The sequence below is a fragment of the Pseudomonas marginalis genome (genome assembly GCF_024169655.1).
Classification (GTDB): Bacteria; Pseudomonadota; Gammaproteobacteria; order Pseudomonadales; family Pseudomonadaceae; genus Aquipseudomonas; species Aquipseudomonas paraveronii.
Map to the genome: position 1 here is coordinate 2,932,470 of NZ_JALJWV010000001.1, position 26,249 is coordinate 2,958,718.

Sequence of the window (26,249 nt, forward strand, 5' to 3'; positions counted from 1 at the left end):
TCAGGAGTTCCTCGCCATGACCGTTATCAGAAATATCATGTTGTTGGTTTTCACGGCATTGCTGGGTGTCGTCGTGTTGGGTGGCACCAGCTTATATCTGGCCGGTGAAATCAATACGAGCGCCAGTTATGCCAACGTCAACACAGTGCCCAGCTTGCTGGAAATCGACCGTGCTGCGGCGGCGTTCACCGAGCTTCACGCCTTGGAATGGCAACGTTTGAACGGCCCTGAAAAAAATCTCGTGCCGAGTTACGCAGACAGCGTGGCACAGAGCTTCAGTGTCATTGGCAAAGCCCTGGATCATTATCAGGCCAAGTTGATCTCCGACGACCATGACGCGTCACTGTTGACGCAACTGCGCGGCCACCTGGGCGAGTTTGCCACCTTGCAGGCGCATTTCGACAAGCTCATCGACAGCGGTGATCAAGCCTCGGCCCGCGCATTGATTGAGGCGAGCCAGCCACTGCAGAACGCGGTGCTGACGGCGATCAGCGACCTGCGTGATTACAACCTGGAACTGGGGCGCAAGGGCCAATTGCTCGCCACCGCGACCGAGCAAAATGCGCGCTACATCATCCTGTTGGTGAGCGCCCTGACCCTGTTGGCAACCCTGCTGATCGGAGGCTTGCTGGGGCGTAACCTGATGCGCCAGCTCGGCGCTGAGCCGTCGGTGGTTCGAGCCTTTGCTGCACGTCTATCCGCCGGCGAGCTGAATGCAAAGGCGACGCTCAAGGCGGGTGACACCACCAGCCTGATGGCGAGCATGCAGCAGTTGGGGGCGAGCTTGAATGAATTGATCGTGGAGATGGACCGTATGTCCAGTGAACACGATAAGGGCGACATCGACGTACAGATCGATGCCAGCCGCTTTCATGGCAGTTACCGTTCCATGGCCCAGGGCATCAACGCTATGGTCAACGGCCATATCGCGGTCAAGAAAAAAGCCATGGCGTGCCTCCGCTCCTTCGGCGAAGGTGATTTGTCGGCGCCGCTTGAGCGCTTCCCTGGCAAAAAAGCCTTTATCAATGAAAATATTGAGTTGTTGCGCACCACTATCCTGGCGCTGATCAATGAAATGCAGCACATGTCCAGCGAGCACGAAAAAGGTGACATTGACGTGATGATCGACGTCGATCGCTTCTCGGGTTCGTACCGTGATATCGGTCGGGGTATCAATGAGATGGTCAGCGGCCATATCAACGTGAAGAAAAAGGCCATGGCCTGTATCCGTTCATTCGGCGAAGGCGATCTGTCTGCACCCCTTGAGCAATTCCCCGGCAAAAAAGCCTTTATCAACGAGAACATCGAGCAACTGCGGGCCAATATCCTCGCGCTCGTCGAAGACACCCGCCAGATCAGTGACAGCGCGCTGATCGGCAAACTGGACACTCGCCCTGACGTTACACGGCATCAGGGTGACTTCCGCCGCATCATCCTGGGTATCAATGGTTCGCTGGACGCGATCATCGTGCCGATTACCGAAGCCATGGATGTGTTGTCGGCAATGTCCGGCGGCGACCTGACCCGTAGCATCAACGGTGACTATCAAGGCAAGTTCCTGGAGCTCAAGCACTCGGTCAACGGTACCGTGGAAAAACTCTCGGAAATCATCGGCGAAGTGCGCGGCTCGGCTGACTCGCTGTCCAGTGCGTCTGAGGAGATCTCCGCCACGGCCCAAAGCATGGCTCAATCGGCGTCCGAACAGGCCGCATCGGTGGAACAGACCTCGGCGTCGATGGAGCAAATGTCGGCGTCCATTGCCCAGAACACCGAAAATGCCAAGGTCACCGACGGCATGGCAGGCAAAGCCAACAAGGAAGCCTCTGAAGGTGGTCGAGCCGTGAAGGACACTGTGGCGGCGATGAAGACCATCGCCGAAAAGATCGGCATCGTCGATTCCATCGCCTACCAGACCAATCTGTTGGCGCTCAACGCGGCTATCGAAGCGGCGCGTGCCGGCGAGCACGGCAAAGGGTTCGCGGTAGTGGCGGCAGAAGTCCGCAAATTGGCTGAGCGTAGCCAGATTGCCGCGCAGGAAATCAGTGAAGTGGCCAAGAACAGCGTGGCCTTGGCTGAACGGGCGGGCAACCTGCTTGACGAGATTGTGCCGTCGATTGCCAAGACATCGGACCTGGTGCAGGAAATTGCGGCCGCCTCGGAAGAACAATCCATCGGCTCCGAGCAAATCAACAGCGCGATGTCGCAGATGAGCCAACTGACTCAGCAAAACGCGTCGGCATCCGAAGAGCTGGCGGCGACGGCCGAGGAAATGAGTGGCCAGGCCGAGCAGTTGCAGGAGTTGATGGGCTTTTTCAGCGTACAGAGCAAGCGTGCCGGGCGGGCGGTCTCGATGCCCGTCGTCAGCCGTGCGGCGTCCACGTTTGACCAGGATAGCCGTTCGGCGGAGGGCGGTTTCGTCCGCTTCGGGAGTTGACCCATGAGTGCCTCAGCCGTTACGTCAGGCACTTGTGAATCAGCGCTGCAAGTCGATGAACCCTTGCAGTACCTGACCTTCCTGGCTGCTCAGGAAATGTATGCGGTCAACACACTGAGTGTTCGTGAAATCATCGAATACAACCAGGTGACAACCGTGCCGATGATGCCGGCGTTCCTGCGAGGGGTCATTAACCTTCGCGGTTCGGTGGTGCCGGTCGTAGACCTCAAGGCGCGGTTTGGCAAGGGGGTGACGGTATTGGGCAACCGAACGTGCATTGTCATTCTGGAGGCGGCGAAGGAGGGCGAGTCCCAGGTCTTGGGCGTGGTGGTGGACTCGGTCAGTGAAGTGATCGAGATCCTCGATATCGATATCAAGCCCGCCCCAGCGTTCGGCAACCATATTCGTACCGACTTCATCCGGGGGATGACCAAGGTGCGAGGCGAGTTTGTCACGCTGCTGCAAATTGAGCATGTTTTGTGTGTCGATGAGATGGCCGGCTTGATGTGACCGTGACGCATACGGCCGCGCCTCCAGGCGCGACCGGAAAGTAATTGATCCGAGGTGAATCATGGCGCTATCCATCGAAAGTCCAGGCAATTCCACGGCCTCAAACCCCAGCCAATACCTCACCTTTGAGCTGGGCAATGAGATGTTCGCCGTCGGCACGCTCAATGTTCGAGAGATCATCGAATATGGGCCGATTACGAGCGTGCCGTTGTTACCCCCCAGCATACGCGGCGTGATTAACCTGCGAGGCGCCGCGGTGCCGGTACTCGACCTGGGCGTGCGCTTTCGCGGCGAACGCACGGTGCAGACCTCAAAAACCTGCTTTGTGATCCTTGAGGTACAGACCAATGCCGTGCGCAAGCCGGTGGGCATCATTGTGGATGCGGTCAGCGAAGTCCTTGAAATCGCCGAGCAGGACATCGAACCCTCGTTGAATTTCGGTACCGATGTCAGAGCCGATTTTCTATTGGGTATCGGCAAACTGGAGAGCGGTTTCGTGCTGCTGCTGGACATCGGTCGTGTGTTGTCCCTGGAACAGGTCGATGCGCTGGCAAGCCTTGAAGCCTCGGGCACGTCCTTATGAACGTAATTCTCTCCGACGCCGAGTTCCAGCAATTTCGCAACCTCATTCATCAAATCGCGGGCATCAGCATGTCCGATGCCAAGAAACAGTTGGTGAGCGCTCGGCTCGCCAAGCGCCTGCAAGTGTTCAAGCTCAATACCTACGGCGCTTACTACAAGGTGTTGATGAAGGACAGTACGGAGCTGCAGGTGGCGGTCGACATGCTGACCACCAACGAAACCTACTTCTTTCGCGAGCCCAAGCATTTTGACTTCCTGCGCGACGTGGCGCTTCCCGAACTACGCGGCAGCGGGCCTTTGCGCGTATGGAGTGGCGCCTGCTCAAGCGGAGAAGAGCCCTATACCCTGGCGATGGTCCTGGCGGACAACCTCGCCGGCCGGCCCTGGGAGATTGTGGCCTCGGACATCAGCAGCCGCGTGTTGGACAAGGCCCGCGAAGGGCGTTACCCCCTGGAAGCTATACGCGGGATACCCGAAGCGCTGCTCAACAAATATTGCCTCAAGGGTGTCGGCGCCAACCACGGTTGCTTCATTGTCGAACCGGCGCTGGCGTCGCGGATCGATTTCCAGGCCATCAATCTGAATAATCCGTTGCCCAAACTGGGGATGTTTGACGTGATCTTCCTGCGCAACGTGATGATCTATTTTGACAGCGATACCAAAGTCCAAGTCGTCAAACGGCTGATCAGCCACCTCAAGCCCGGCGGGTACTTTCTGGTGAGCCACTCGGAGAGCCTCAATGGCGTCACCGATGAGCTGCGGCTGGTCAAGCCTTCGATCTACCGGAGGCCACATGCCTGACGCCCGTGAGATTTTCCTTAATCCCGGCGATTGGTTTTTCGGCGCAGGCGCGATTCGGCTACGTACTGTGTTGGGCTCGTGTGTGGCCCTGGTGTTCTGGCACCCACGGCATTTGTTGGGCGGCATGTGTCACTACTTGCTGCCCCAGCGTGCAGCGGCGAATTCTGGTGTCCTGGATGGTCGCTACGGCGATGAGGCGCTCCAATTGTTGCTCGGTCGAATACACGCGAGCAACGCCAAACCAGCCGAGTTCAGAATCAGCGTATTTGGCGGTGGCAACATGTTTCCAGGGCTTGTGCGTCCGGACAATCACTACGTCGGGCAACGCAATGTCGAGCAAGCCAGGTACCTGCTCGATTTACATCAGTTGCACTGCAAAAACTTCCACGTAGAAGGCGTGGGTTATCGGACCGTGGTGTTCGATCTCGCCAATGGCGACATTGCGCTCAACTACCTGGCCCTGCCGCAACCCCCCAGCAGCCCTCATGGAGAGCGTGCGACATGAGCCTTATTAAAGTGCTGATCATTGATGACTCCGCGGTGGTACGTCAGGTGCTGACCGCGACCCTGGGACAAGACCCCGCGATTGAGGTGATCGGTGCAGCGGCGGACCCGGTGTTCGCCATGGACAAAATGAACAAGCAATGGCCGGATGTCATTGTGCTGGACGTCGAGATGCCACGGATGGATGGCATTACGTTCCTCAAGAAACTGATGGCTGAACACCCCACACCGGTGGTCATCTGCTCCACGTTGACCGAGAAGGGCGCGGCCACCACCATGCAGGCACTGGCGGCCGGTGCGGTCAGTATCGTGACCAAACCACAACTGAATTTGCGTCAGTTTCTGACCGACAGTTCCGATGAGCTGGCCGGTGCCGTCAAGGCCGCCGCCCGGGCCAACATGAAACGTATGGTGCCGTCCGGGGCGCGAGCCCCGGCCAAGCTGAACGCCGACGTCATACTGCCTGCGAGCACCCAGGCAATGGCGCGCACCACCGAAAACATCGTCGCCATCGGTACGTCCACGGGCGGGACTCAAGCCCTGGAGCTGGTGTTGACCGCGCTGCCCAGGGTGTGTCCAGGCATCGTGATTGTGCAGCACATGCCCGAACACTTCACTGCGGCGTTTGCCGAGCGCCTCAATCGGCTGTGCGAGATCGAGGTCAGAGAGGCCAAGCATGGCGACCGAGTCGTTCCGGGTTGTGCCCTGATCGCGCCCGGTGGCCGGCACATGTTACTCAAGCGCAGTGGTGCCCAGTACCAGGTTGAAATTGTCGACGGCCCTCCCGTCAGCCGACATCGCCCTTCGGTGGATGTGCTGTTTCGCTCCGTTGCCCGCAGTGCCGGGGGCAACGCGTTGGGCATCATCATGACGGGCATGGGGGACGATGGCGCCCGTGGCCTGAAGGAGATGCACGACAACGGTGCCCACACCCTCGGCCAGGATGAAGAGTCGTGTGTGGTGTACGGCATGCCCAAGGAAGCCTTCAAGCTGGGGGCGGTGGAGCGTGAATTGCCGCTTGAGCATATTGCTGCGGCGATTCTGCAATCCATGCATCAGCGGCGTTGACTGTTCCGGCTGTATTGAGCCAGGTCGGGCTTGAAGCGCCCAATGAAGGCGTGGAGGGTTCACGAGGCGGTTGTAGAAGACGTTAAGCCACCGGGGATCCCGTTATAAACGGGTTACATACAAGCCTGACATTGTTCCGTAGGATGCACGCGCCAGGACGGCGCTACATGGCCGATAGCCAGTCTCTCGGGCTCTTAGCGCGGTACGTGCCCAGGAGGGGCCTTTTTGGCCCTCCTGTGCGCGACCAAGCGTGCTTTGATTTATTCGACGGGACCTGCGTTTATATGTCGAAATTTGAAACTGGCGATTGTCCGGTGGCCTTCAGGCAATCGAAGAAAGTGATACTGGCGACAGTCGTTGGCAATGGCCTGGTGATCTACGACTTCACGGTATACAGCTTTTCTGCCGTGATCATCGGCAAGCTTTTTTTTCCATCGGACAGTTCCTTCGCTTCGTTGCTGATGGCGTTGCTGACGTTTGGCATCGGTTTCGCGATGCGCCCGCTGGGCGCAATCGTGATCGGCAACCTTGCAGACCGCAAAGGGCGAAAAGCCGGTTTGAATGTCACCAATTTATTGATGGCAGCCGGTACCGCCTTGATCGCTTTCATGCCGACTCATGCCTCTATCGGCGTCACCGCAACGGTGTTACTGGTCGTCTCGCGGTTGCTGCAGGGGTTCGCGACCGGGGGAGAGATCGGGGTGTCGTCGGTGGTGCTGATGGAGCTGGCGGCCCGCAATCAACGCTGCTATCTGGTCAGTTGGCGCTCTGCCAGCCAGGCTGCTGCGGTGTTGGTGGGGGCTGTCGTCGGCGCCGCAACGACCTCGTTGCTGACGCCCGAGCAGTTGCTGGCCTGGGGCTGGCGCATCCCTTTCGTGCTTGGGCTTTTGATTGCTCCGCTTGGGTGGTTCATTCGGCGCAATATGGTGGAGACAGCACGGCGCGGTATCCAGCTACCGTCGCTGCGTGTCTTGCTGAAAAGCCACCGACCCCAGCTATTGCTGGGGATTTTGATGATGGCAACCCCCACCGCAAGCATCTACCTGATGGTGCTCTATATGCCGACCTATCTGGTCCGCACGTTAGGCATGTCGCCGAAGATGAGCTTGCTCTCGGCGTGCTTTTCCAGTGCGGTGCTGTTCATCGCCGCGCCATTGTTTGCCCGGCTCGCCGATCGGCTGCCGCGACGCAAACCCACCCAATACGTGACGATGATCGTCAGCATCCTGCTGGTTTATCCGGTGTTTCTCGCCTTGACCCATGGTGTTGGCGAGCTGGCTTCGTTGCTGATCATCGGCCTCTATTCGGCTGTAGCGATGGGCAACAACGGTGTCGCCACCGTGATGATCATGGAGGCTTTTCCGGCGCATCATCGCGCCACCGGGATGTCGATGGTCTACAGTTTCGGCGTGACGATCTTTGGGGCGTTCTGTCCGTTTTTTGTGACGTGGTTGATCGGCATTACCCAGAACCCAATGGCGCCTTCCTGGTATCTGCTGGGTGCGCTATTGGTCAGCCTGTTCGCGTTAGTGAAGTTTCCATCCCGCCCGCCGGCTCACTGATCAATCCAGCCGGCGACGTTACGGTTACCCGGCATCGCTTTGCCCATGCGCTGTGCCGCCATCAGGCGATGGTCCTGCGGCGCCAGGTCATAGCGGCGACGAAACGCGCGGGTAAACGCCGATGCGCTGTTAAACCCCAGGCTGTAGGCGATCTCGATCACCTGGCGGTCCGGATAGCGCACCAGTTCGTCTGCCGCTTCGCGCAGGCGGCAGTTGAGGATATAGCGGCCCAATCCACCCTCATGCTGGAACAGACGGTAGAGCGTGGCGCGGGGTAGCTGCATGGCCATCAGCACGTACTCTGGCGTCAACCAGGGTTGATACAGGTTGTTTTGCACATAACGCCTGGCTTTATCGAACATCGCGCTGCGCGCTGCCGCCCGCGCGTGCCCACCCAGCTTGGCCTGTTTCGAAAATGCCGCGAGCATGAGTTGAACGGCAGTATCGAATGTCGACGCGGCCTCGGCGCTGGTCATGGCGGGCAGTTTTCTTGAAAACGCCTCGACATGGTCGATCATCAACTGGGTCATAGGCGTCGTATTCTCGAAGACCCGTCCGTGGATCGACTCGGCATGCGGCAGCGCCGCCTCCACGACCGAGCGCGAGACAAAGAAGGTCAATACGCGGCAACGCCCCCGGTTCATTCTGATCGGCTGGTTCATGTCCATGGCAACGATGCTTGCGATGGCGGATGTGCCTTGTTCCTGTGGTCCGCCTCGAATGGACTCCATTGCGCCTTGGGTGAAGACCTGAAACACATAGTCCCGGACCTTGTCGGTCGAGATGCGTGCAATCGAACGGTCCAGCAACAAGGCGTCGCTCGAGCAGTCGGTAAAGACCCGATCACCCAATTTGTAGCGGTCAATGCTCGCGTTGAAGTGCGTGGTCGTTGCGTGGGAGGTAGGCAGCACGTCAATGACGTGCCCAACCCGATCACGCCAGGCCAGCAATTGGTTGGCAACCGGCTCGGCGCTGACCTCAAAGTGATCGTGGGCGTGCCTGGAGGCGAAGTGTTTAGGGGCGTATATGACTGAAGCTGATTTGTTCATGAATTCACTACAGCCCGGAAAGCCTAGGTTATCGACCCGTGAACAGGCGTTGGATCTACCCACTAGATGTCCACGCTCCCTACCGGCAGCCCGTCAGAATGGGGTGTCGTTCTCCTTATAGCCGGTTTTTTCCTGAAAGTAATGACAATCCCTCTTTGTATCCAACTTGTTGCGTACTTTCAGGCGCCGACAAGACCGGGGCAGGGCGCCTGAAAATAGTTGAAAAGTTGCAACGCAGGGTCAAGCCATCTGCAACGCGCTTGATAGATTGACGCGAATTCGAATTTGACAGCGTTTATGTGCTTCGCACGCTGTGAAAGCGTGTGCTTGTTTCTCAAACAAAGTCCGCTCGGTATTGGCCTTGTTATTTTCGGCGCGATGATCTGAAAGGGCGCTTTCAACCGGTGAGTACTTCAGGTGTTCACCCGATGGCCCCGACGTCTTGGCTGACACATGCTTGTCCGGCGGCTCAACGGTCGAGGCTTCGGCCTAGAGGATTACCGCACTGGCGGGCGGAATGTCGGGTCTTGGATCAATCAATGAAGATCGTGACCGGTGCAGAAATCAACCGCGCATCGGCAGCCAGTTTTGACGCTGCAACGATGTATCAAACAACCTATTGAAGTAAGGAGTAACGGATGAGTTGCGCCGACTGGGAAGTAGGTTCGTTTGCGATCAATTTGACGCATCCCGCTGGCGCCAATCCTCGGGAAGGCGCGGCTTTTTCGCTCGCGCAAATCGAAGTGGATAAATTGAACAATATCCACGCCGAGTCCGGAGTGGATTGGCAGAAAGTAGCCGATGCCTGTGTAAAAGTGCTTCGAGAAGAGGGCAAGGATTTTAATGCCGCGGTCTGGTTGTTATGTGCCTGGACCACCCTGCAAGGCGTTGCCGGCCTGGCGACCGGCGTACATATAGTGCGCGAAATGCTTGAGCTGTATTGGGAGACCCTGACCCCGCCGCCGGCTCGATTGCGTGCCCGGCGCAACCAGGCCGAGTGGATGCTCGAGTGGCTTGCGGTGAAACTTGAAGGCAGCTTCGAAGCGGTGCCCGGAGAGCAATTGGCGCAGTTGCTCGAAGACTGGGACGCTATCGATAGCCATTGGCGCGACCGTGACGCCGACGGCCCGAGCTTTTTTGCGTTGCGTCGCCGTCTATCGCAGTTGCCCGTGCAAGCGAGTGCCGAGCCGATACCCGTTGCGTCAGCGGCGGTTCTGCCGGCAGTCGATGCGCAACCGGCGATCACGCCGCCGGTTGCGCACGCCCCCTCGGCCCCTGTGCCGCCTCTGGTCCTCGCGCCGGTTCAGCCATTGGGCCGTCTGGAGAGCGATGAGGCCATCGAGAGCGCGGTCAATAGCGTGTTTGCCTCGCTGGCGCCGCTGCTGGGGTTCTGTCTGGAGTCTCGAGCGACCTTGCCGTTGCTGTTTCGCCTCAATCGCCAATTGGCCTGGACGACCCTGGAGCAGGCACCTCCTGCGCAAGGCTACGCCACGCGCCTGCCGCCGCCTTCGGACGCGGAACTCGAAGGTTTCAGTCGCTTGCAAAGCGCTGGCGAGCCGCTGGACATCGTGCGCTTTTGCGAAGGTCGCTTGACGAGTTATCCGTTTTGGCTGGACCTCAATCGGGCCAGTCATGCCGCGCTCTTACGACTGGGTTCGGCGGCGATGGCCGGTGCCGCCAGCCTGGCCCTGGAAACCCGTCATTTTCTGGCGCGCCTGCCATCGCTGGTCGAGCTGACATTCGCCGACGGTCAACCGTTCGCCGATGGCGCGACCCGCAGTTGGCTCGAAGGTTTGGCTCCGACGGCGAGCAGCGGCGTCACGGATGGGCTGCAGACGCTGATCGACGAGGTCGGACGTGATGCCGCTGAAGGCCGTTTGAACGAAGCGTTGGCGCGTTTGCAGGCCGCCGTGCGTGAGGCTGGCAGCGGCCGCGAGCGGTTTCGCCTGCGCGCCGCCCAATGCCATTTGCTACAGCGTTTCGACCCGCGCGCGCAGTTGCGTGTGGCCGTGGATGTATTGCTCCAGGAAGCGACGGAGCAGGGCTTGGATCGTTGGGAGCCGGATCTGGTCCGGCCGTTATTGGAGTTGGCCCTGACGCACGAAGACGGCGGTTCGAGAGCCTTGTGGGGGCAACAGTTGGCAGCAATGGATTTGCCGGCTTTCTGGCGTTTGGCCAGCCAGCCGGCAAGTTGAATGAGCAACAGGCAATACCTGGCAGGCGTGTGCATATCCATGCCATGAGTTTTCTAACGGCTGCGTTGAGCGAGTCCGGTAAACAGGAGTGAGATTTAATGGCTAGTGAAGGTTCGGTCGCGCCTAAAGAGCGCGTCAATATTGTTTACAGCTCTGACACCGGCGGCGCGCAGGAACAGGTCGAGCTGCCGCTCAAGCAGTTGGTGATCGGCGATTTCACCTTGCGTGAAGACGATACGCCGGTTGAAGACCTCAAACCGATCCGCGTCGACAAAGACAACTTCACCGATGTGCTCAAGGGCCAGAACCTGAGCCTGCAGTTGGCGGTGCCCAATCGTCTGGCGGAAAACGCGCCAGAGGATGAGCAACTCCCGGTATCGCTGACCTTCCAGTCCATTCGCGATTTTGAGCCGGATGCCATCGTGGCCCAGGTTCCCGAGTTGCAGCAACTGATCGCCCTGCGTGATTCGCTCAAGGCCTTGAAAGGGCCGATGGGCAATTTGCCGGAATTTCGCAAGCAGCTTCAGGCCCTGATGAACGATGACGGTGCCCGCGAGCGTTTGCTCTCGGAACTCGGCGTAAAGGACAAGGAATAACCCATGAGCGAAGAAAAGAGTCAGGCAGCGAATACGACCGGCCAGGCGGTCGAGTCGGTTTCCCTGTTGGATCAGTTGGTGGAAGCGACTCGCGTCAAGCCGGGCGACGAGGCGTATGCCGTCACCCGTCAGGGCCTCGAAGCCTTTGTCGCCGAGCTGCTCGAGCCGGCCCGGCAGTCCGAGAAGGTCAGCGCCGGATTGATCGACGACATGATCGCCACGCTGGATGCCAAGCTGTGTCGGCAGGTCGACGCGATCATTCACCACCAGCAATTTCAGAAGTTGGAATCGTCCTGGCGCTCGCTGAAATTTTTGGTCGACCGCACGGATTTTCGTGAGAACAACAAGCTGGAAATCCTCAGCGTTTCCAAAGAGAAGCTGCTCGAAGATTTCGAGGATGCGCCGGAGATCACCCGTTCGGGTCTGTACAAGGCGGTGTACACCGCAGAGTTCGGCCAGTTCGGTGGCCAGCCGTTCGGCTCGATCATTGGTAACTACGAGTTCAATCCTGGCCCGCAGGACATGAAGTTGCTGCAATCGGTCGCCGCCATTTCGGCGATGTCCCACACGCCCTTCATCGCCTCGGCCGGACCGCAGTTCTTCGGCATCGACAGCTTTGCCGACCTGCCCAACCTCAAGGATCTGCAAGCCGTCTTCGAGGGGCCGCAGTTCACCAAATGGAACGCCTTTCGCGAAAGCGACGACGCGCGTTTCGTTGGCCTGACGTTGCCGCACTTCCTGCTGCGCACGCCGTATGGCGAAGACACGATTCCCGCCAAGACGTTCCGCTACAACGAAAACGTCGGGGGGGGTAACCAGGACTTCCTATGGGGCAACGCCGCGTTTGCCTTCGCCAGTCGCCTGTCCGACAGCTTTGCCCAGTACCGCTGGTGCGCCAACGTCATTGGCCCACAGGGTGGCGGCACCGTCGGTGATTTGCCGATCTACAACTACGAGGCCATGGGTGAAACCCAGACCAAGATCCCGACCGAAGTGCTGATTTCCGAGCGCCGCGAGTTCGAACTGGCCGAGCAGGGGTTTATCGCACTGACCATGCGCAAGAACACCGACAACGCGGCGTTCTTCTCCGCCAACTCGTGCCAGAAGCCCAAGTTCTTCGGCAATGACAAAGAAGGCAAGGAAGCCGAGCTGAACTTCAAGCTGGGTACCCAACTGCCGTACATCTTTGTGGTCAGTCGCCTGGCCCATTACATCAAGGTCATCCAGCGCGAAAACATCGGCACCTGGAAAGAGCGCGGCGACCTGGAGTCGGAACTCAACACCTGGATTCGCCAGTACGTGGCCGACATGGATAACCCCGCGGCCGGTGTACGCAGCCGTCGTCCCCTGCGTCAGGCGGACATTACCGTCAGCGACGTCGAGGGTGATCCAGGCTGGTACCGCGTCGGTTTGAAAGTTCGCCCGCACTTCAAGTACATGGGCGCGTCTTTCACGCTGTCGCTGGTGGGCAAGCTCGACAAGAGCTGATCGGTAGCGCGAATGGGCCACGCAGCCGTTGCCCATTCAGGTGTTCACCCGAGGGTCATTGCCTCGGCGTTTCCATAAGATGGATTCAACGCAGCGAGACAGGGCCAGAGGCGCTGATCGATGCCTGAAAACTAACTGATTAACCCCGGAGTACACGTTATGCCAATGCCATGCTACTTGAGTATCGAAGGCCAGAACCAAGGCAAGATCGAAGGTTCCAGCACTGTTACCGGTCATGAAGGAAAGATCCTTGTTCAGGCCGTCGAACACCTGATCGATATTCCGAAGAACCCGCAGACCGGCCTGCCGGCTGGTAAGCGGGTTCACCAGGGCATGACCCTGACCAAGGAAATTGACAAGTCCTCTCCAAAGTTGCTGCAAGCCCTGACCTCCGGCGAGCAACTCAAATCCGTAGTCCTGGAGTTCTATCGGATCTCGCCTAAAGGCACCGAAGAAAAGTACTACACCATCACCCTGAGCAATGCCGTGCTCGTTTCGGCCCGCACCTGGGTGCCGAACGTATTGAGCCCTGAGTTCAAGCAAATGGGCCATATGGAAGACATCGGCATCACCTACGAAAAAATCGTCTGGACCTGGGTGCCGGACGGTATCGAAGCCGAAGACTCGTGGTTGGCGCCAAAAGCCTAAGCCGGGCTCGACTGTTCAATGCCGCCCTGGTCCAGGGCGGCGTTCTTGCTATCGCAGAAGGTACACCGCGTTGAGAGAAAAACGATTGCTGGAGCGCATCACAGGCCTGCAGGCCGAGACCGGCCGCACGCACCTGACCCAGGCTGAAGTGTTGACGCAGTCGATCGTCCAGCATCTGCAACGCATTTTGAATACCCGGCGCGGCAGCGTGCCTATCGACGCCGAGTTTGGCGTACCCGACTTCACCAATCTGGCCGGTTCGTTTGCGACCGGCGAGACCACGCAAATAATCGAGAACATGACTCGCATGATCGCCCGCTACGAGCCTCGCTTGAAATCGCCGCGCATCCTGGTCGCCGAAGGTGCTCAGGAAGTGTTGTCGCTGAGTTTCAGTCTTGAAGGCGTGGTGTCGATCGATGACCGGGACATTCCCATTCACCTGGCAACGCGTGTGTCTTCGGACGGTCGCGTGTCCCTGGCGATGCACTAAGTCATGCTCAACAGCCATTATCAAAATGAACTCAACCAACTGCGACGTCTGGCCGATGAGTTTGCGCGCCGCAACCCGGCCCTGGCGCCGCTGCTGGGGGTGGACTCGGCCAATGACCCGGATGTCGAGCGCTTGCTCGAAGGCGTGGCGTTTCTTACCGGGATGGTTCGCCAACGGTTGGATGACGAGTTTCCCGAGTTCATTCAAGAGTTGGCGCAACTGCTCTATCCCCATTACCTGCAACCCTTGCCCTGCCTGACGCTGCTGCAATTTCAGCCGCGTATGGCATTGCAGGCGGTCTCGCGTATCGAGCCCGGATGCGAAATTGCCTCGGTGCCGGTCGATGGCCAGCGGGTGCGCTTTCGCAGCACCGCGGCGGTCGATCTGGAGCCGTTGCAATTGGTCAGTAGCCGCTGGGACGGCGCCGCCGGTGAAGAGCGCAGCCTGGTTCTGGACTTCGCTTTTACCACCGCCGATCCCAATAGCTGGCTGGCCGACAGTCTGCGTTTCTATCTGGGCGATGGCCTGGCCGATGGCTCGAAGTTGTTGCGTCTGCTGCAGCTCAACCTGCGTGAGATTCGTATCTGCGCCCAAGAGCAGCCCATGACCATCCTGCCGGCCAGCCATTTGCGCGGCCTGGGATTCGATGCGAGCAACACCTTGCTGCCGTTTCCCGATACCGCGCACCCGGCCTATCGTTGCCTGCAGGAATACTTCGCGCTGCCCGAGAAATTCCTGTTTATCGAGCTTAGCGGGTTCAAACAATGGCGGGCGAGAGGCGCGGACGGGCGCTTCAGCGTGCGCCTGATGTTCGAAAACCTGCCGGACTGGACACCGAATCTGTCGACCAACAGTTTCATGCTCGGGGTGACCCCGGCGATCAATCTGTTCGCCCAGGAAGCGCACCCGCTGCGCATCGACCACAAGCAAGTCGACTATCGCATCCAGCCTGCCGACCATGGCCAGCGCATGAGCATGCGGATTCATTCGGTGCTCAAGGTCAGTGCTTATTCCGCCGCAGGCGGCGAGCGGCTGCTGGAACCGTTCAATACCTTTTCGCAGCGCGACACGTATAACCTGCGCATCCGCGCCTCGAGCATCGATGCCCAAGGCTATGACCACTATCTGAGCCTGCCCTACGGCGAAGGCAAAGTGCCCGGCGAGATGACCTTGTCCATCGGCTTGCTCTGCACCAATGGCAAGTTGCCGGAAAGCCTGCGCCTGGGCGATTTGAACCAGCCGACCGACAACACGCCGCCCAGGGTCGAGTTCAAGAGCATCCGTGGCATCACACCGTGCCAGCCGCCCAAGTTCGACGACAAGTTGCTGTGGCGCATGCTCTCGCAGCTCAATGCCAACCACTTCCGCCTGGCCGATCGCGACTACCTGCGCGGGCTGCTCGCGCTGTACCTGCCCAGTGTCGGCGAAGGTGCCCAGGACGCCAACCAGCGGCGCATCGATTCCATCGAAACCGTCACCGTCAGCCACCAGCGGCGCTTTATTCGTGGGCTGCCGATCGAAGGCAGTGAGGTCCGGGTCGAGTGCCGGGGCGACTATTTTCTCAGCCCCGGCAATTTCTACCTGTTCGGTTGCGTGCTCGATCAGTTTTTCGCCGGCTGTACGGCAATCAACAGCTTTACCGCTTTCACGCTGTTCGACAGCGTCAACCACGAGACCTTGAAATGGCCAGCGAAGATCGGGCACCAACGCCTGTTGTGATCGATCCGCTGCTCGATGACGGCGGCGAGTTCGGGTTTTTCCAGGCCTTGCGCCTGTTGCGGTTACGTTTCCCGAGCGAAAAAGACTTCGTCGACAACGTGCGGGTCCGGCCGCGTCTGGGGCTTGGGTTTCCGCTACGGGATATCGAGGGGATCGAGCAGGGCGACGACGGTCGCTATCGGATCGAGGCGAACTTTTTCGGTTTGTATGGCGTCACCTCGCCGTTGCCGACGTTTTACACCGAAGACCTGATCGACGAGCAACTGCTGGGCCACTCTGCGGGACGTGACTTTCTCGACATCCTGCATGCCTCGCTCTATCCGTTGCTGTTCCGCGCCTGGGAAAAGCACCGGATCTGGATCGACATTACCGAGCGGCGCGACGTCAAGAGCCTGCGCCAGTTGCAGGCGCTGATCGGCATTGCGGACGCGCGTCCGGAGCAACGCGATCAATCCAACGATTTGCTGCGCTATGCCGGGTTGTTCAACCAGTACCCGCGCTCGGCCCTGGGTCTGCAGCAACTGGTCAAGGCCGTGCTCGGTGATGTCGCGGTGGAAGTCGTGCCCTGTGTCGAGACGCGTTTGCGCATCGACCGTGGGGCGCGCACTTACCTGGGCATGCAGTGCGGTGTGTTGGGCGAAAACAGCCTGCTCGGTCGTGAAGTCATGGACCGCAGCGGCACGCTGGATATCCGCCTGACGTCACTGAGCACCGAGCGTTTTCACGGGCTGCTGCCGGGGCAAGCGCTGTATCAAAAACTTGAACGGTTGGTGGCGTTGTATCTGCAGACACCGCTACGCAGCCGATTGGTCATGCGGCTTGCGGCAGATAAGCAGCAGTGCGCTTCGCTGGCGGGCGGCTGGCAGCGGCTGGGCCTGGATACCTGGCTCGGTGACGGAGACACACAGGACGACGTTGTATTCATGCTGACGGCCGAACACGGACCAATGCTCGAAGAGAGGGCTCGCTAGATGATTCAGGTAGAACTCAAACCGCTATTCGCACGGCTTAATGTGTACAGCACCAAGGCCCTGGAGAACGCGGCGGGCCAGACCCTGGCGCGGGCTCACTACGAGATTTCCCTGGAGCACCTGCTGCGCCAGTTGCTGGAAGATCCGGATGCCGATACGACGCGCATTCTCGCTCGATTCGAGATCGATCCGCTGCGCCTGCGTGCGCTGCTGGATGAGGGCCTGGCGCAACTGAAAAACGGCAATCCTGGGCGGCCGGTATTTGCCGGCCTGCTCACCGAGTGGATTCAGGACGCCTGGCTGATTGCCTCGCTGGTGGTCGGCACCGGGCGGATTCGCGGCGGCTCGCTGTTGCTGGCGCTGGTATCGCGCCTGGGTTATTACACCGCCGGCACCCGTTACGGCGAACTGCTCAAGCCGATTTCCACCGATGCCCTGACGGCCGAGTTCGCTCAGCTGTTGGGCGGCTCCAGTGAAGGTCCGCTGGACAGCCTGCAGACCGGCGCGGCCTCCGCTTCGCTGGGCAGTGCCGGCGGTGTTGCGCCGGCTGCCGAAGACAATATCGCGCGTTTTTGCGAGGACCTGACCGCCAAGGCGGTGGCGGGGCGCATCGACCCGATTTTCGGGCGCGATGATGAGATTCGCCAGATGATCGACATCCTCGCCCGGCGGCGTAAAAACAACCCCATCGCGGTGGGCGAACCGGGTGTGGGCAAGTCCGCCGTGGTGGAGGGGCTGGCGTTGTTGATCAGCCAGAACGAAGTCCCCGACTTCCTCAAAAACACACGCCTGCTCAGCCTGGATCTCGGTGCGCTGGAAGCGGGCGCCAGCGTCAAGGGCGAGTTCGAAAACCGTCTGCGTGGCGTCATCGAAGAGATCAAGGCGTCCACCACGCCGGTGATCCTGTTCATCGACGAAGCGCACATGCTGATCGGCGCCGGCGGCGCGGCGGGTGGCTCGGATGCGGCCAACCTGCTTAAACCCGCGTTGGCCCGTGGCGAGCTGCGCACCATCGCTGCCACGACCTGGTCGGAGTACAAGAAGTACTTCGAGAAAGACCCGGCCCTGGCGCGCCGTTTCCAACTGGTCAAACTGGACGAACCGAGCGTTAAAACCGCGGTGTTGATCTTGCGCGGGCTCAAGGGGCACTACGAAAAAGTCCACGGTGTCAGCGTGCGTGATGACGCTATCGTTGCCGCCGCCGAATTGTCCGATCGCTACATCACCGGGCGCTTGCTGCCGGACAAGGCCGTGGACCTGCTCGACACCGCCAGCGCCCGCGTGCGGATCGGCCTGGGCATCAAGCCTGCCGAGTTGGAGCGCATGGAGCGGCAGTTGTCCGGCCTGGCGCGTGAACTGAACGCCCTGGAGCGTGACCGTGGCAATGGTTTCCCTGTGGAAGACCAGCGCCTGATAGATATCGCCGACGAACAGGCTGAGATTGACGCGCTTCGTGCTGCGCTGGAAGTTCGCTGGCTGGCCGAGCGTGACGCGGCGCTGCGCGTCCTTGAAGCACGCAAGCAACTGACCCTGCAAGAACAGGACCTGCCGGTTCCGGCCGAAGGCGAGGTCGCGCAGGTACTGGCCTCGCTGGAGGACCGTCAGGCCGAGCTGGATCAGGCCCGTGAAACCCTGGCCGCACTGCAAGGCGACGCGCCGCTGCTGTTCACCGAAGTCAGCCCCGATGCGATTGCCCAGGTCGTCTCCGACTGGACCGGCGTGCCGCTGGGCAAAGTGCTGCGCGATGCGGCAGGCGGTGTATTGGCCCTGGCCGACAACCTCAAGCTGCGCATTCGCGGGCAGGACACCGCCGTCGAACAGATCGCGGAAATCCTCAAGGCCGCGCAATCCGGCCTGCGCGATCCGCAACAGCCGTTGGGCGTGTTCCTGCTGGTCGGGCCATCGGGTGTCGGCAAGACCGAAACCGCCCTGGCCGTGGCCGAGCATTTGTTCGGCGGCGAGCAAGCGATGATCTCGGTGAACATGAGCGAGTACCAGGAGAAGCACACCGTCAGCCGCTTGGTGGGCTCGCCCGCCGGCTATGTCGGCTTCGGCGAGGGCGGCATGTTGACCGAGGCGGTGCGCAAGCGTCCGTATTCGGTGGTGCTGCTCGATGAAGTGGAGAAAGCCCACCTGGACGTGGTGAACATTTTCTATCAGGTCTTCGACAAGGGCAGCCTGTCCGACGGCGAAGGGCGGCAGATCGATTTCTCCAACACCGTGGTGTTGCTGACCAGCAACCTGGCCACCGAAGAGATCCAGAACCTGTGCGTCGATGGGCGGCCCGATCCGGACACCCTGGCGGAAAAGATCCGTCCAACCCTGTCCCGGCATTTCAAACCGGCGCTGCTGGCGCGCATGACCATCGTGCCGTTCTTCACCCTGGGTGGCGAGCAACTGGCGGGCATCGTGCGCCTCAAGCTGGGCCGGCTCAGCGAGCGCCTGCTGGCTTCGTCGAAAGTCCGCCTGACGTTTGCAGACGAGGTCGCCGCCGCCATCGCCGCACGCTGCACGGAAGTGGAGAGCGGGGCGCGCAATATCGACTTCATTTTGCGTAAAAGCCTGACGCCGCGGCTGTCGGACGTGTTGCTCGGGGCGATTGCCGATCAGCGCGCCCTGGCCGGTTTGCATGTGGCGGTGGATGCGCGCGGCGAGTGGGTCATTACCGCGCAAGAAGTCGATGCGATCAGGTCTTTACCCGAGCGTGAAGCGCTGCTTGAACCCCTAGAGTGACCGCTCGTTTACCGATTGAAGAACAAGGATTGATTGATGGCTCTCAATGACCACGCGCTCTGCACTTTCGCCAGCCTGGCACCTTCGCTGCTGCTCGAAACATTATGGGTGCAGCAGTGGCAGGGCGAGGAAAAGCTCTCTCAGCCGTATCGATTCGAGGTTCGGCTGGCCACGATCAATCCGTTGTTCGACGACGAAGCGCTGCTCGGCAACCGAGCGGTATTGACCCTGAGCGATGCGTTGGGGCAACCGCATCCCTATCAGGGCGTGGTCACGGAGGTGGATTATCTCGACGCCGATTCCCTGTATTTCTACTACCGCGTGGTGCTGGAACCGCGCTTTGTACAGTTGCGTCATTTCCGCTTTTCCGAAATCTGGTTGGACAAAAGTCTGCCGGAGCTGATTCGTGACGTACTCAAGTTAGCCGACCTTAATGTCGAAGGACCGGGTATGAACGGTTTGCCCGGTTCGGCGTATGACTTCGATATTCGCCTGCCGCTGGCCGATGATCCGCTGACTCAGGCGACGTTTACCTGCCAGTTCGAAGAAACCAGTTTCGCCTTTATTTCACGTCTTCTTGAATATTTCGGCGTGTATTACTTCTTTGAACAGGGGCCTGACGGCGAGGCGCTGGTGTTCTGTGGCGACCGACTGTACCAGCCGCAACTCCCCAGTCTGCTGACCTATCGTCGTCAAGATTCGGAACTGGATGTAGGTCGGGTCCTGGCGGTGGCGCGTACCTTCGAGCGCAAACTCGTCCGGCAAGCGGCGGGGGTCACGCTCCAGGACTTTTCCGCGAGCAACGCGCAGTTGAAGCTGGAGGTCAACGCTTCGGTGGCAACTGCCAGCCTTGGCGCAGATGCCTCAACCGAACAACGAGAGGCCGTCTCTGGTTCGTCTGTATTTGTCGGCGGGCAAGGGTTGTATGGCGAGCACTTCGGTTCGCTCGAACAGGGGCAATGGTTGGCCAATCGTCGCGCCCAGGCCATCGGTTGCCGTCAACGGGAGTTTCATGGCAGCGGTCGGGCCACGGGGCTGCGCGCCGGTTATCCGATGCTGTTAGTCGGCCACCCGCGTCCGCTGTTCAATGCCGGTTATCAGGTTATTGAAGTTCACCATGACGGTTATCAGCCGTTGCCGGGCCTGGGGTCGGAGGGGGAAGGACCGGGGCAGGGGATCAACACGCGGTTTATCGCCTTGCCCGGCGAGGTGCAGTTCCGCGCACCCTGCGTGACCCCGCGGCCTTATGTGCAGGGCGTGCTCAGTGCGGTAGTGGACGGCGATGAAGATACCGGTCGGCCGCTGCTCAATGAGCATGGTTGCTACAGGGTGAGTTTCCCGTTCATTCGCGGCGAGAAGAATGCAACGCGCGGTTCGGCCTGGTTGCGTATGGCCACGCTGTCCAGTGGTTCGAGCCACGGCATGAATTTCCCGCTGCTCAAAGGCACGGAAGTGCTGGTTTCGTTCTTGGGCGGCGACCCAGACCGCCCGGTGATCACCGGTAGCGTGCCCAACTCCGAGAACCCTAATGTGGTCACCGGCGATAACGCGACCCAAAGCGGCTTGAGCACCCCCGGTGGGCATTTGTTTGCGATGGAAGACAGCCCGTCCGGACCGATGATGAAGATGGGCGCGTCTACCGGTTGCAGTTTTACCTTGGGCGAGGGCGATGTCAGTGGGGCGCATTTGCGCACGGATAAGCATATGCAGTTGGCGTCCAGTTCTTATAAACATCAGGTGCCAGGTGTTTATTGGCAATCCATAGGGGGAGGGCATGCGCCGGCCCCGGTGGAGGGGAAGAGCTCTTCAGAGAGCTTGATGGGTGCCAACTTTAAAGATGGGCCTCCCACTCCCGGAAGTAGCAGCAAGCCGGCCTCCGCGGCAAGCACAACAGATAGCGCATCAAAGAAAAGCGGATTTGATAATTTCAAAGACGCAATAACCAACCCACAACTGAGCACAAAATTAGACGTTACAACTTCAATGCTTCAATTGAAGGGTGACGTAAATATAGCCAGCGGAAGTCTCTCTCTCTACGGAGTTGGCGTGTCAGTAAAACTTGGGTTGGTTTCGCTTTCGGCAGACTACAGCCTATATAAGAAAAGTATTGGTAACAGTGCCTGGGAGTATCATAAGGCGAGTATTAAAAATTCAGAGTATCTGAAAGGAAAGCATATCGTTCGAGCGTCTAACTCAAAAATGGAGTTGAAAAATACAGATATTTACTGCCATGAAAATGTAACCTCATATGAGATTAAATTGGGTGGGAATAGCATACTTATTAATGCCGCAGGGGTTGTCATAAGGTCGGACAAAATTATACATCTTGAAGGTCAGGTGCATGTTACTGGTGATGTTCTTGTGGGTGGAGATTTAGAAGTCTGCGGTAATGCTTTTTTTAATAAGTTCATGAAAGTTAGCGGCACTATAGTGGGAGCAACGATTACTTCTGATCAAGTACAGGAGTTTCCGTGTTTTGAATTAGCCCCCAGCCCCAGCCTGTTAAGTCTGAAGGTAGCATCACGCCCAAGTCTTGCTGCGGTGAAAGTGGCCGCGGGCGGAGCCAATGCGGTTGTAAACGGTGCCGTTGACCTGCTTGATGGCGTCGCCGATGGGGTCGCGGCAGCGGGCGATGCTGCTGCACCGCCCGCTGCCGCGCCGTGATACGGAAAAAAGAGGCGTAAGTTTCCTATTCGGAGAGTCCGATGCAGCTCAAATGTGAACAGGCCAGCCTTTTATTGCTCGCCAATGCCAAACCACTGGACCTTCATTGCATGGTCGTCACCCTTGGTCTGCTGGTGGACGCTGAAGATCAGGTAATGGCCGCTGGGAAAACTTGGGCCTGGTTAACCGAGCGACTTGGTAAGCAGACGCTTGACAGTGGCCTGAAGAAAAGTCGAGGCACATTCGCCGTGCAAGGTAAGGCTTATCCACTGGTAGATGCACAACGGAGTGGCATGGCGGTGCGGGTGCGTCTGGGGGATATGGAAAAAACGTTGCATGTATTCGCGCCGCGGCAATGGCGCAAAGGGCCTCTGGGTTGGACGTCCGTTGTGACCGGTCAAGTGGATAACCTGCCATTGGACTTTGAAAACGCTTATGGCGGTAATCAGTGGCCAGATAATCCGAAAGGCAAAGGCCATTATCCAGAGGTGGACGCCGCACAAGGAATGCCGTTGGCACAACTGGAGGTGGCGAATGCCACAGTTGTTGACCCCAATGATCGGCCAGCCCTGGCGAGTTTTTTGCCATTGCCAGCACAAAGCGCTGAACGCCGCCAGTTCATGGGTACCCTTGACGAGCATTGGACTGCTTATCGCGCCCCATTCTTACCTACGGATACTGATGCTCGCTGGTTCGATGAAGTGGCACAGGACCAATGCAATTCCGGGTTTTGGCGTGGCGACGAAGCCTGGTCGATCGCAGGCATGCACCCTACCGAGGCTCGGGTCGTCGGGCGTTTGCCGGGCCTACGGCCACGGCTGTTTATTGAGCGTGCGGATAAGCGTGTACCCGTTACCGAGATGGCGCTGGACCTGGATACGGTATGGCTGTTCCCTGATGTGCAAAGTGCTCTTCTGCTGTACCGCGTCGAAGTACCGGTACTCGATATAGATGCGCAAGATATCGTCAAATTAGCTATGGCCCTCGAACGAGCGGGTGATCCTGTGCTGGACACGCAAGTCTGGATTGAGCGGCTTTGGCCAAGCCCTCCCGTCGAGCCGTTCAAGGTGGCGCCTGTCGAACCAACCCCATTCGACTCCGAGCCGATAATCGCCAGTTTGCAGGCCGCTGCGGATTCGCAGTATGCGGAGTTAAGTGCAGCTCATGAGCAGTGCATGCAATACGCTCAGATGATGGCGACTCGCATGAATCTGCCTTTCAATCCGGCCGATTATCCGCCGTCAGCGAAAACGGACTTTACGGTTTTGATGCGCGAACCGATGCCCCCCGTCAAACCCTTTGACCCCAAGGCATTGGCGCTAGAAATTAATTCGGAAATCGCCAAGGCTCAGGCCCAAGGCATGGAGTATGCCCATCAGATGATGAGCCGCTTGGGCATAGATGCAGAGCAAGCGCTGGCGCGTGCTAAACAGCCAGCACCCAAGGTCGACATCATGGACATGCTTGAGCGCCTGGAGCTGCCTCCAGACCAGCAGGCGCAAGCCAAGGAAAAACTGACTGCCGCAATAGCAGAGTCTCAAACCGTGGAAGCTGAGATAGACCGTGTTTTAAGCGCCATGGACAAAGCGCTGGCGGCTGATCGACTCCAATTCGCCCCCATTCTCCCGCTTCCTGAATACTGCAGTCTGACCCGTGAGCGGCTGCTAGCCTTGCACGCGGCAGGTAAGACGCTGCAAGACCTCAATTTGGAGAGCCTTGATCTTTGCGAAATCGATCTGAGCAGCGCCGACCTGAGAAATACCACTTTCAAGAGCTGCAAGCTCAATGGCACTCGACTGAAGGATGCCGATCTGAGCCACTGTCAGTTCATCGACTGCGACTTGGGGGCTTCGGATCTGAGCAAGGCGCGCTTGCAGTACGCAATGTTTCATAGGGTTCTATGCCAAGGCGCCTCGTTCTGCGGCACTAGCTTGATCGATATCCGCGCTCAGAACTGTGATTTCTCCACTGCCGATTTCACCGAAGCCAACCTGCAACAAGCTCAACTCAACGAATGCAGCCTCGACAAGGCTCAACTGAGCAACGCCAATCTAAGCCAACTGCATCTCAATAGATGCGACCTGAGCGGCGCACTACTCACCGACAGCAACCTGCACAAAGCCAAGCTCTACGACTGCACACTGGACGCGACGGACATGCACCGCGCCAATCTCAGCAAAGCCGATTTTTCCAAGATAGTGGGCCGTGATCTGGACTTGCGCGAGTGCAACCTGCAGAACCTGCGTCTGGCCGCTCACTGCGTTTTGCCGGGTGTGCGCCTGGACGATGCCGACCTGACCGCTGCCAGTTTTCAAGATGCCGATCTGAATCACGCCAGCCTGCGCGGCGCACGGCTTAACGACGCGCTGCTGAGCGGTTGCGACCTGAGTGATTCCGACGGTGTCGGGCTCGTCGCGCAAGGGGTCTACCTGTCGGGATGTGACTTGAGTCGCGCTGATTGGTCTGGCGCCAACCTGCTTAACGGCCGCTTGCGCAAGGTGTGCCTGGAGCAGACCAACCTCAGTGGCAGCAACTTGCATGGCTTGGCCAGTGACGCTGTGCACGGCAGCGGCGTGCGCCTGGAGCAGGCATTGATGACGCGTTGCCGACTCAAGGAGCGCCTGACTCATGCTTGAGGTATTAAGTGCCGAGCGTCTAAGGGAGTTGCTGGCTGATTGGCAGCCCTTGCGCGCGTTGAATCTGGCCGGTGGCGACTATCGCGGTGTTGATTTGAGCAACGCGCGGCTGGAAGAAGTGGATGCGCGTGGCGCGCAATTCAATGGCGCCATGCTGACCCAAAGCTACTGGAAAGACTGCCGCCTGGACGGCGCCAATTTTTCCGACAGCACTGCGCACGCGTCGCACATGAACGGGTGTTCATTGCAGGGCGCATTGTTCACGAATGTGCGTTGGAACAAGGCCTACTGGGCGCAATGCTACGGCGAGGATCTGGATCTGTCGGGGGCGCAGCTAGAGGCTTTTACGCTCTCGGAGTGCCGCGTGCCGCGCATCAGGCTCGCCGCCGCCCAGTTGAGTAAATCCCAATGGAACCGCTGCGATCTGACGGGCCTTGATGCGCAGTCGGCGCATTTTACGAAGGCACGGTTGATCGATTGCCAACTCGATCAGGCGCGCTTCGGCCTGACGTCGTTGCAGCAGTGTGCCTTTGATGAATCGTCGTTGAGTGGCGCCGATTTTCATGCCGTGCAGGCCGAAGGCGCGTCGTTCTACCGCAGCAAGGGAACCGCGCCGATGTTTGTCGGTGCCCATCTCAAGGGCGCTCTGTTCAATGCCAGCCATTTTGACTCGGCCGATTTCAGTGATGCCGTTCTGGAGATGGCCATCCTGATAGACGCCCAGATGCCAGGCGCGCGCTTTGACCGCGCCCTGTTGCGTTATGCCGATTGCACCGCGTTGCTTGCGCCACGCGCCTCGTTCGTCGCCGCCGACGTGACCGGCATGAATGCGCATGCCGCTGATTTCACCCAGGCCGACTGGCAGCAGAGCACCCCCCAGGCCATCCAGCCCGTTGATACCGAACGCCTCGCCGCCGAGCAATGGCGGCCCGCCTCTTTAGGAAAATCGAGATGAATGAAGCCCCGCAGTATTGCGATGCCGCTGCTCAATTGCGTCATGCACAGGTCAACGCACTGGATGGCGAGCGTTTCGGCGTGGTCAGCAGCGATGGCCGCCGCTATTGGCTAAAACCCGCATTCGGGTGCCTGGTGCGTCCGGCAGTGGGGGACAAGGTGTTGGTCAGCCTGGACGCGCAAGGCGGTTACATCCTTAGCGTGCTGGAACGCGCCATCGCTCAACCGGCGCGTCTGCATCTGGAGGGTGACCTGCATTTGAGCCTGCCCGCTGGCGCGCTGAGCATTCAGGCTCGCGACGGCGTGAGCCTTGACGCCGGTAGCGCATTACGGGTGTGCGCCGAGCAGGGCAGTGTGCTGATGCAGCGCGCGCATCTGACGGTCGGGACCCTGGTCATGAGTGGCGAGCATCTTGAGAACCATTGGGTCGAGCGCCACGACAACAGCCTGTATCACCGCGAAAAGGCCGTGCGCCACGAGGCGGATTTTGCTGACAGCCGCCGTCGCGTCGAAGGCCATGAAGAACTTCATTCCGGCTCGTTGCGCCAGCGCGTGCGCGATGACTGGAGCGTGCAGGCCGACACGCTGGACCTGAATGCACAACGTAGCGTTGCCATTGATGGCGACAGCATCAAGCTGGGGTGA

At 59.3% G+C, this 26,249-nt stretch carries 20 protein-coding genes; 19 read left to right on the forward strand and 1 reads right to left on the reverse strand.

Translation table 11 applies throughout. The features are described from left to right. The first annotated feature begins 16 nt into the window (after window positions 1-16). The 7 genes from J2Y83_RS29875 to J2Y83_RS13235 all read left to right on the forward strand — a co-directional run bounded on the left by J2Y83_RS29875 (window position 17) and on the right by J2Y83_RS13235 (window position 7,461). A complete protein-coding gene (locus tag J2Y83_RS29875; protein WP_437181028.1) occupies window positions 17-2,434 on the forward strand; it encodes a methyl-accepting chemotaxis protein in 2,418 nt (805 codons plus the stop codon). A gap of 3 nt (window positions 2,435-2,437) precedes the next feature. Continuing rightward, window positions 2,438-2,944, forward strand: a complete 507-nt coding sequence (locus J2Y83_RS13210; RefSeq protein WP_253395807.1) for a chemotaxis protein CheW — start codon at window positions 2,438-2,440, stop codon at window positions 2,942-2,944. A 61-nt stretch (window positions 2,945-3,005) separates the two neighbouring features. Beyond that, the gene (locus tag J2Y83_RS13215) at window positions 3,006-3,527 is read left to right on the forward strand and encodes a chemotaxis protein CheW (protein WP_253395809.1); all 522 of its coding nucleotides are present in this window, start codon (window positions 3,006-3,008) and stop codon (window positions 3,525-3,527) included. Continuing rightward, complete coding sequence (locus J2Y83_RS13220; protein ID WP_253395811.1) at window positions 3,524-4,327, forward strand: CheR family methyltransferase; 804 nt, start codon at window positions 3,524-3,526, stop codon at window positions 4,325-4,327. Before J2Y83_RS13215 ends, J2Y83_RS13220 begins: the two co-directional genes overlap by 4 nt. Then, complete coding sequence (locus tag J2Y83_RS13225) at window positions 4,320-4,832, forward strand: chemotaxis protein CheD (protein WP_253395813.1); 513 nt, start codon at window positions 4,320-4,322, stop codon at window positions 4,830-4,832. The genes J2Y83_RS13220 and J2Y83_RS13225 overlap by 8 nt, the downstream gene beginning before the upstream one ends. Then, complete coding sequence (locus tag J2Y83_RS13230) at window positions 4,829-5,899, forward strand: protein-glutamate methylesterase/protein-glutamine glutaminase (RefSeq protein ID WP_253395815.1); 1,071 nt, start codon at window positions 4,829-4,831, stop codon at window positions 5,897-5,899. Before J2Y83_RS13225 ends, J2Y83_RS13230 begins: the two co-directional genes overlap by 4 nt. A gap of 284 nt (window positions 5,900-6,183) precedes the next feature. Beyond that, window positions 6,184-7,461 (forward strand): MFS transporter, encoded by a 1,278-nt coding sequence (locus J2Y83_RS13235; protein ID WP_253395817.1) that lies wholly within the window; start codon window positions 6,184-6,186, stop codon window positions 7,459-7,461. Here the strand turns inward: J2Y83_RS13235 and J2Y83_RS13240 are convergent. Further along, on the reverse strand, window positions 7,455-8,510 hold the full coding sequence (locus J2Y83_RS13240) for a helix-turn-helix domain-containing protein (protein ID WP_253395819.1): 1,056 nt from the start codon (window positions 8,508-8,510) through the stop codon (window positions 7,455-7,457). The two genes, J2Y83_RS13235 and J2Y83_RS13240, sit on opposite strands and share 7 nt — an antisense overlap. Before the next feature lie 638 nt (window positions 8,511-9,148). Here J2Y83_RS13240 and tssA point away from each other — a divergent pair. The 12 genes from tssA to J2Y83_RS13300 all read left to right on the forward strand — a co-directional run bounded on the left by tssA (window position 9,149) and on the right by J2Y83_RS13300 (window position 26,249). Then, entirely contained in the window at window positions 9,149-10,705 is a 1,557-nt protein-coding gene (gene tssA / locus J2Y83_RS13245) for a type VI secretion system protein TssA (RefSeq protein WP_253395822.1), read from the forward strand. A 98-nt stretch (window positions 10,706-10,803) separates the two neighbouring features. Next, entirely contained in the window at window positions 10,804-11,301 is a 498-nt protein-coding gene (tssB, locus tag J2Y83_RS13250) for a type VI secretion system contractile sheath small subunit (protein WP_247397917.1), read from the forward strand. A gap of 3 nt (window positions 11,302-11,304) precedes the next feature. Beyond that, on the forward strand, window positions 11,305-12,789 hold the full coding sequence (gene tssC, locus J2Y83_RS13255; RefSeq protein WP_253395824.1) for a type VI secretion system contractile sheath large subunit: 1,485 nt from the start codon (window positions 11,305-11,307) through the stop codon (window positions 12,787-12,789). 159 nt (window positions 12,790-12,948) lie between these two features. Further along, window positions 12,949-13,437, forward strand: coding sequence for an Hcp family type VI secretion system effector (locus J2Y83_RS13260; protein ID WP_017849099.1), 489 nt, complete (start codon window positions 12,949-12,951; stop codon window positions 13,435-13,437). 70 nt (window positions 13,438-13,507) lie between these two features. Next, entirely contained in the window at window positions 13,508-13,927 is a 420-nt protein-coding gene (gene tssE, locus J2Y83_RS13265) for a type VI secretion system baseplate subunit TssE (protein WP_253395827.1), read from the forward strand. 3 nt (window positions 13,928-13,930) lie between these two features. Continuing rightward, the gene (tssF, locus tag J2Y83_RS13270; protein WP_253395829.1) at window positions 13,931-15,646 is read left to right on the forward strand and encodes a type VI secretion system baseplate subunit TssF; all 1,716 of its coding nucleotides are present in this window, start codon (window positions 13,931-13,933) and stop codon (window positions 15,644-15,646) included. After that, entirely contained in the window at window positions 15,610-16,617 is a 1,008-nt protein-coding gene (gene tssG / locus J2Y83_RS13275; protein WP_253395831.1) for a type VI secretion system baseplate subunit TssG, read from the forward strand. Before tssF ends, tssG begins: the two co-directional genes overlap by 37 nt. Further along, complete coding sequence (gene tssH / locus J2Y83_RS13280; RefSeq protein WP_253395834.1) at window positions 16,618-19,350, forward strand: type VI secretion system ATPase TssH; 2,733 nt, start codon at window positions 16,618-16,620, stop codon at window positions 19,348-19,350. 36 nt (window positions 19,351-19,386) lie between these two features. Next, on the forward strand, window positions 19,387-22,014 hold the full coding sequence (locus J2Y83_RS13285; RefSeq protein ID WP_253395837.1) for a type VI secretion system Vgr family protein: 2,628 nt from the start codon (window positions 19,387-19,389) through the stop codon (window positions 22,012-22,014). Window positions 22,015-22,055: 41 nt separating this feature from the next. After that, on the forward strand, window positions 22,056-24,650 hold the full coding sequence (locus tag J2Y83_RS13290; RefSeq protein WP_253395839.1) for a DUF2169 family type VI secretion system accessory protein: 2,595 nt from the start codon (window positions 22,056-22,058) through the stop codon (window positions 24,648-24,650). Next, window positions 24,643-25,605 (forward strand): pentapeptide repeat-containing protein, encoded by a 963-nt coding sequence (locus J2Y83_RS13295; RefSeq protein WP_253395841.1) that lies wholly within the window; start codon window positions 24,643-24,645, stop codon window positions 25,603-25,605. Before J2Y83_RS13290 ends, J2Y83_RS13295 begins: the two co-directional genes overlap by 8 nt. After that, window positions 25,602-26,249: a DUF3540 domain-containing protein gene (locus tag J2Y83_RS13300; protein ID WP_253395843.1), complete on the forward strand. Its 648-nt coding sequence runs from the start codon at window positions 25,602-25,604 to the stop codon at window positions 26,247-26,249. Before J2Y83_RS13295 ends, J2Y83_RS13300 begins: the two co-directional genes overlap by 4 nt.

Coding starts and splice junctions, on each gene's coding strand:
- J2Y83_RS13225 (WP_253395813.1), top strand. CDS start 4,320: ATGCCTGACGCCCGTGAGATTTTCCTTAATCCCGGCGATTGGTTTTTC.
- J2Y83_RS13240 (WP_253395819.1), bottom strand. CDS start 8,510: ATGAACAAATCAGCTTCAGTCATATACGCCCCTAAACACTTCGCCTCC.
- tssA (WP_253395822.1), top strand. CDS start 9,149: ATGAGTTGCGCCGACTGGGAAGTAGGTTCGTTTGCGATCAATTTGACG.
- J2Y83_RS13290 (WP_253395839.1), top strand. CDS start 22,056: ATGCAGCTCAAATGTGAACAGGCCAGCCTTTTATTGCTCGCCAATGCC.
- J2Y83_RS13215 (WP_253395809.1), top strand. CDS start 3,006: ATGGCGCTATCCATCGAAAGTCCAGGCAATTCCACGGCCTCAAACCCC.
- J2Y83_RS13230 (WP_253395815.1), top strand. CDS start 4,829: ATGAGCCTTATTAAAGTGCTGATCATTGATGACTCCGCGGTGGTACGT.
- tssF (WP_253395829.1), top strand. CDS start 13,931: ATGCTCAACAGCCATTATCAAAATGAACTCAACCAACTGCGACGTCTG.
- tssB (WP_247397917.1), top strand. CDS start 10,804: ATGGCTAGTGAAGGTTCGGTCGCGCCTAAAGAGCGCGTCAATATTGTT.
- tssG (WP_253395831.1), top strand. CDS start 15,610: ATGGCCAGCGAAGATCGGGCACCAACGCCTGTTGTGATCGATCCGCTG.
- J2Y83_RS13210 (WP_253395807.1), top strand. CDS start 2,438: ATGAGTGCCTCAGCCGTTACGTCAGGCACTTGTGAATCAGCGCTGCAA.
- J2Y83_RS13285 (WP_253395837.1), top strand. CDS start 19,387: ATGGCTCTCAATGACCACGCGCTCTGCACTTTCGCCAGCCTGGCACCT.
- J2Y83_RS13300 (WP_253395843.1), top strand. CDS start 25,602: ATGAATGAAGCCCCGCAGTATTGCGATGCCGCTGCTCAATTGCGTCAT.
- tssC (WP_253395824.1), top strand. CDS start 11,305: ATGAGCGAAGAAAAGAGTCAGGCAGCGAATACGACCGGCCAGGCGGTC.
- J2Y83_RS13295 (WP_253395841.1), top strand. CDS start 24,643: ATGCTTGAGGTATTAAGTGCCGAGCGTCTAAGGGAGTTGCTGGCTGAT.
- J2Y83_RS13220 (WP_253395811.1), top strand. CDS start 3,524: ATGAACGTAATTCTCTCCGACGCCGAGTTCCAGCAATTTCGCAACCTC.
- J2Y83_RS13260 (WP_017849099.1), top strand. CDS start 12,949: ATGCCAATGCCATGCTACTTGAGTATCGAAGGCCAGAACCAAGGCAAG.
- J2Y83_RS13235 (WP_253395817.1), top strand. CDS start 6,184: ATGTCGAAATTTGAAACTGGCGATTGTCCGGTGGCCTTCAGGCAATCG.
- J2Y83_RS29875 (WP_437181028.1), top strand. CDS start 17: ATGACCGTTATCAGAAATATCATGTTGTTGGTTTTCACGGCATTGCTG.
- tssH (WP_253395834.1), top strand. CDS start 16,618: ATGATTCAGGTAGAACTCAAACCGCTATTCGCACGGCTTAATGTGTAC.